Origin of the sequence: Methyloceanibacter sp. (assembly GCF_035650995.1) — a bacterium.
Taxonomy (GTDB): Bacteria; Pseudomonadota; Alphaproteobacteria; order Rhizobiales; family Methyloligellaceae; genus Methyloceanibacter.
The window spans coordinates 1-5,218 of record NZ_DASRGO010000022.1; the positions used below are offsets into that span (position 1 = coordinate 1).

The 5,218-nt window shown below is 66.1% G+C and carries 5 protein-coding genes and 1 tRNA gene; 3 read left to right on the forward strand and 3 right to left on the reverse strand.

The genetic code is table 11. The features are described from left to right. Positions 1 to 410: 410 nt before the first annotated feature. A tRNA-Glu gene (locus VFB18_RS01410) sits at positions 411 to 486 on the reverse strand. 61 nt (positions 487 to 547) lie between these two features. Then, on the reverse strand, positions 548 to 919 hold the full coding sequence (locus VFB18_RS01415) for a hypothetical protein (RefSeq protein ID WP_324970489.1): 372 nt from the start codon (positions 917 to 919) through the stop codon (positions 548 to 550). Positions 920 to 932: 13 nt separating this feature from the next. Here VFB18_RS01415 and VFB18_RS01420 point away from each other — a divergent pair, with 13 nt between their 5' ends. Then, a complete protein-coding gene (locus tag VFB18_RS01420) occupies positions 933 to 1,955 on the forward strand; it encodes an RluA family pseudouridine synthase (RefSeq protein ID WP_414675624.1) in 1,023 nt (340 codons plus the stop codon). Between the two features lie 107 nt (positions 1,956 to 2,062). Next, complete coding sequence (rpoH, locus tag VFB18_RS01425) at positions 2,063 to 2,959, forward strand: RNA polymerase sigma factor RpoH (RefSeq protein WP_324970491.1); 897 nt, start codon at positions 2,063 to 2,065, stop codon at positions 2,957 to 2,959. A 19-nt stretch (positions 2,960 to 2,978) separates the two neighbouring features. Here the strand turns inward: rpoH and VFB18_RS01430 are convergent, their stop codons facing one another. Continuing rightward, entirely contained in the window at positions 2,979 to 4,820 is a 1,842-nt protein-coding gene (locus VFB18_RS01430) for a monovalent cation:proton antiporter-2 (CPA2) family protein (RefSeq protein ID WP_324970492.1), read from the reverse strand. Positions 4,821 to 5,017: 197 nt separating this feature from the next. Here VFB18_RS01430 and VFB18_RS01435 point away from each other — a divergent pair. Continuing rightward, on the forward strand, positions 5,018 to 5,218 hold a 201-nt coding region (locus tag VFB18_RS01435; protein ID WP_324970493.1), incomplete at its 3' end, for a chromate transporter.

The window sequence follows — 5,218 nt, forward strand, 5'->3', positions numbered from 1 at the left end:
TTCAGAGTACGCTCGTCTACCGCGGATACCAGCTAGAGCTAAGGCGGGCGATTTCGGGGTGGCGTGTAGGGATATACCCGCGCACCGCCGACTTACCAATCCTAAGTCGAAGCGAGGTCGTAGCGTTCGACCATCAGGAGGCATTGCTGATGGCAAAGCGTCGGGTAGACCGCCTGATGTCCCCATAGGCCTTAGTCAGGTCAAAGCCTCAGTGACTCGGTGTCTTCGCGATGACCTAGGCAGGTCCGATGCCGCCGTCTTTTGGGCTTAGCAGGGATTGATCCACGCAGCGCGGATCACTGCCGTCGAAGCGGCGGGACGCAAGCAGCCGACACGCACTGCTTCCTGGAAACGGTCGGTCCGCGGAAGACAATTCGGGATGGGTCGTGAGTCTAACCCATTCATTTAGGTGGCGCCCCGTAGGGGTTTCGAACCCCTGTTTCCGGCGTGAGAGGCCAGCGTCCTAGGCCACTAGACGAACGGGGCGCATGCTCCGGGTCAAGACAGAGCAAGAGCTATAGCTTGGCGCGGCGAAGGCGATCAAGGCCTATTCGGACTTGAGCTTGACGCGGGCAAGCACTTTTCCGGTGGCCACGTCGATGACCGCGACTTCGCTCCCAGCCGCCGACTTCAGATAAAGAGCGAGCCGGCTCCCATCAAGGGCAAGCGCGGTGACGGTCGTGTCCTTGGGGATCGAAAGCTCGGACAAGGCCGGGCTCCCCTCTCCTATCGCCTCGGCTTGGCCCGCCTTTTGCCCGCCCCGAGAAGCCTGATAGACGATCGTCCCCAGCACGAGGGCGAAGCCGCCGACGAGCAGGAGGCCCATCACGATCACGGCGAGCTTGAGCGCCCGCACCTGTCTTGGGGTGAACACCGTCCCCGGCAATGGCGTATTGTCAGGCCCGCTCGCCGCAGCCATCGTCTTCATCCTCATGCCGACCGAACGCAAAGCAAAAGGGCAGGAGCGCCTCATCGCCGAGGCCGATCAGAGCCATGCCGGGCAAAGGCTCGACCGGTTCCTCTCGCTTTGCCTGCCGAGCCTCAGCCGCACGCGCGTGCAAGCGCTGATCAAGCAAGGACACGCGAGCCTGGGCGGCGCGAAAATAGAGGACGTGACCTACAGGGTCAAACAGGGCGACCGCTTTGCACTCGAACTTCCGCCCGCCGCGCCCACGGCGCTCACAGCCGAGGAAATCCCGCTCGACGTCGTCTACGAGGATGACGCGCTCATCGTCATCGACAAGCCTGCCGGCCTCGTCGTGCATCCCGGCGCCGGCAACCCGCGCGGCACCCTCGTCAACGCGTTGATCGCCCATTGCGGGAAATCGCTCTCGGGCATTGGCGGGGTGGCCCGGCCCGGCATCGTCCATCGCCTCGACAAGGACACGAGCGGGCTCATGGTGATCGCCAAGACCGACCAGGCCCATCGCGCGCTCGCCGAGCAGTTCGCCGACCACGGCCGCACCGGGGCGCTCGAGCGCGGCTATCTCGCGCTCGTCTGGGGCGCGCCGCCGAGGCCGCAAGGCATCGTCGATGCTCCGATCGGCCGCCATCCCTCGAGCCGCACCAAGATGGCCGTGCTTCCCGGGAAGGGACGCGAAGCTGTGACTCATTGGCGCGTGCTCGAGACCTTCGGCCACGGCGAAGGCCGCGAGGGGCCGCTCGCCTCGCTCGTCGAATGCACGCTTGAGACCGGCCGCACCCATCAGGTGCGCGTCCACCTCGCCCATATCGGGCACCCCCTGATCGGCGACCCGCTTTACGGCCGGGGCTTCAGGTCCAAGCTGCGCAAGCTGCCCGAGCCGATCGGGGAGAAGCTTTCCCGCCTCGACCGTCAGGCTCTACATGCCGCCCATCTCGCCTTCATCCACCCCGTGACCGGAAGATTACTGGAATTTAATCGTGAGCTTCCCCCCGATCTCGCCGAAATTGTCCACGCCTTCAAGGAACTGTGAAGCCGCACCGGTCTTTTAACAATCCCGCAAACGCTCTATAGAGAGCGCCCGGGGGCGGGTATGTTGAGAAGGTGCGGCCGTTCGAGGCCGCGTGGAGACGGGCTCTCATGGCCGCAAGAACATTACCGAGCGTCAGCGCGCAGGGCGGACTGACGCGCTATCTCGAAGAAATCAGACAGTTCCCGATGCTGGAGCCGCAAGAGGAGTACATGCTCGCCAAGAGCTGGCGCGAGCATGGCGACCGCGACGCGGCGCATCGGCTGGTCACCTCGCATCTTCGCCTCGTGGCGCGCATCGCCATGGGCTATCGCGGCTATGGCCTGCCTGTCGGCGAGGTCATTTCCGAGGGCAATGTCGGCCTGATGCAGGCGGTGAAGCGCTTCGACCCCGACAAGGGTTTCCGCCTCGCCACCTACGCCATGTGGTGGATCAGGGCGGCGATCCAGGAATACATCCTGCGCTCGTGGAGCCTGGTGAAGATGGGCACCACGGCGGCGCAGAAGAAGCTCTTCTTCAACCTGCGCAAGATCAAGGGTCAGCTCAAGGCGCTCGACGAGGGCGATCTCAGGCCCGACCAGGTGAAGCAGATCGCCACCAGGCTCGGTGTGACCGAGGAGGACGTGGTGTCGATGAACCGGCGGCTTGCCGGCGATTCGTCGCTCAACGCCCCGGTACGCAACGACAGTGAAAGCGGCGAGTGGCAGGACTGGCTGGTCGACGAGACCATGGACCAGGAGACGGCGCTTGCCGAATCGGAGGAGCGTGACCAGCGCCGCGAGATGCTGAATGCCGCGCTCAAGACGCTGAACGAGCGCGAGCGCCGCGTGTTCGAGGCGCGGCGGCTGGCCGACGAGCCGCTCACGCTCGAGGAGCTTTCCGCCGAGTTCGGCGTCTCGCGCGAGCGCATCCGTCAGATCGAGGTGCGCGCTTTCGAGAAGGTGCAGAAGGCGGTGCAGAAGGCCGCCGCTGCCGCGGCTCAGCCCGAGCCCGTCGGCGCGCACTAAAGGGCGGCGCCCGATCCCCTCAGTCCGCGTTCGGGCCTCCGCCGACCGGCTCGAGTTCCTTGCGCGCAGGCTCTCCGTCCTCGCCGGGGAGTTCCGCCACGTCACGCGCGAACAGCTCCTCGAGCTCCTTGGCCTGAGACAGCGCGTTCGCCCGCACCTTCTCGGCGTCCGTGTAGTAGGCGTAGTCCTCGTAAAGCCGCTTCTCGTCGAGCCGCTTGAACGTCTCGGTGACGCGCTTCACTTCTGCCGAAGGCAGGCCGAGCCCCTTGAGCAGGTCCTTGGTCAGTTCGAGCGCGGAGAGAAACGTCTCGCGCTCGATGATCTCGACGCCGAGATCCATCAGCTTGTGCACATGGGTGCGGTCGCGCGCACGCGCATAGATGGTGAGGCCGGGAAAGTGCGTGCGCACCATCTCGGCAACGCGCAGCGAGGCTTCGACATTGTCGATAGCGAGCACGAAGGCGCGGGCCTTGTCGGCGCCCGCCGCGCGCAGGATGTCGAGCCGTCCGGCGTCGCCGTAATAGATCTGCGCGCCGAAGCGCCGTACGAAATCGACCTGCTCGACGCTCGAATCGAGCGCGGTGAAGGGAATCTGCTTGGCGCGCAGCACGCGCGCCACGATCTGCCCGAAGCGCCCAAAGCCTGCGATGATCACGTGCCGTTCCCCGCCTTGCGGCGTGTCGTACTCGGGCGGCGCGGGCTTGAGCGCCCGGTTGACGGCATCGTCGATCGCGAGCAGAAGCGGCGTCGCCGCCATCGACAGCGTCACGGCGAGCGTGAGCAGATTGGCGGTGTCCTGGCCGATGACCCCGGCGGTAGCGCCGGCACCGAACAGCACGAAGGCGAACTCGCCGCCTTGGCTGATCACGAGCGCAAGCCTGCGCGCCGCCCTGTCGCCGAGCCCCCACCAGCGGCCGAGGAGATAGAGGATGATGGCTTTGATCACGATCAGCGTGACGACGATGGCCGCGAGTTCCCCGGGCTTCGCTACCAGCACGCCGAGGTCGATCGACATGCCGACGGCGATGAAGAACACGGCGAGCAGGAGCCCTTCGAATGGGCCGATATCGGCCTCGATCTGATGGCGGTATTCCGAATCGGCGAGCAGAGCGCCGGCGATGAAGGCGCCGAGCGCTGCCGACAAGCCGACCGCTTCCATGACGAGTGCAACGCCGACCACGGTCAGAAGCGCGCTCGCCGTCATCGCCTCGCGCACGCCCGTCCCCGCCACGATGCGGTAGAGCCGGCTCAACAGGAAGCGTCCCACCACGATGACCCCGGCGATGGTGAGGATGGCGATCGCCGCCGACCCGAAATCCATCTTCGGCTGCTCGGCGCCGAGCGCGAACAGCGGCACGAGTGCGATCAGGGGAATGGCCGCCAGGTCCTGGAACAGAAGCACGGCAAAAGCGAGCCGGCCGTGGCGGGTAGTGAGCTCCCCCTTCTCCTCGAGCACTTGCAGCGCGAACGCCGTCGAGGAGAGCGCAAGCGCAAGTCCCACGAACAAGGCAGGGCCCGGGGCAAGCCCGAGCGCGACCCCGATCGCCGCAATGGCAAGTCCGGTAAGCAGGAGTTGCGCGGTGCCGAGCCCGAAGATCGCCGAGCGCATGGCCCACAGGCGCACCGGTCGAAGCTCGAGCCCGATCACGAACAGGAGCATCACCACGCCGAACTCGCCGAAATGCAGCACCTTGTCGACGTCGTCGAGGGCGTAATACGGGCCGAGCACATAGGGCCCGATGACGACGCCGGCGGCGAGATAGCCGAGCACGGCGCCCATGCGCAGATAACGGCCGAGCGGCGCCGCGATGGCGGCCGCGGCGAGGAACACCGCCACCTGCACCAGTTGGGCCGTCGCCATTCCCGAGTCAGCCTCCTTTGCCTCCTCGGTAGCACGCGCGCAATAATCCCACTAGCCGCCGATCTGGCCTGCTCAACACGTGCTTGTCATCGGCGCGCGATGACTTAGCATTCGCCGGGCCAAACGCGGCCGCCCCCAAGGCCTCGCGCCCAAGCGTCGCTCCGTATGGCTTTGCCGCTTGTGCTACGGAGTGCTCGATGGGCCCGGCCGACACCCAACCAAATCCCACCTTACGGCAGGCGCTCGCCGTCTGGGCCAAGATCGGCGTCCTCTCCTTCGGCGGCCCGGCCGGCCAGATCGCGCTGATGCACCGCATGCTCGTGGACGAGCGGCGTTGGATCGCGGAGGAGCGCTTCCTGCATGCGCTCAATTTTTGCATGCTGCTGCCCGGGCCCGAG

Bases quoted from the DNA above. Each gene is read 5' to 3' on its own strand.
- VFB18_RS01415 (WP_324970489.1), bottom strand. From the start codon at position 919: ATGGCTGCGGCGAGCGGGCCTGACAATACGCCATTGCCGGGGACGGTG.
- VFB18_RS01420 (WP_414675624.1), top strand. From the start codon at position 933: ATGCCGACCGAACGCAAAGCAAAAGGGCAGGAGCGCCTCATCGCCGAG.
- rpoH (WP_324970491.1), top strand. From the start codon at position 2,063: ATGGCCGCAAGAACATTACCGAGCGTCAGCGCGCAGGGCGGACTGACG.
- VFB18_RS01430 (WP_324970492.1), bottom strand. From the start codon at position 4,820: ATGGCGACGGCCCAACTGGTGCAGGTGGCGGTGTTCCTCGCCGCGGCC.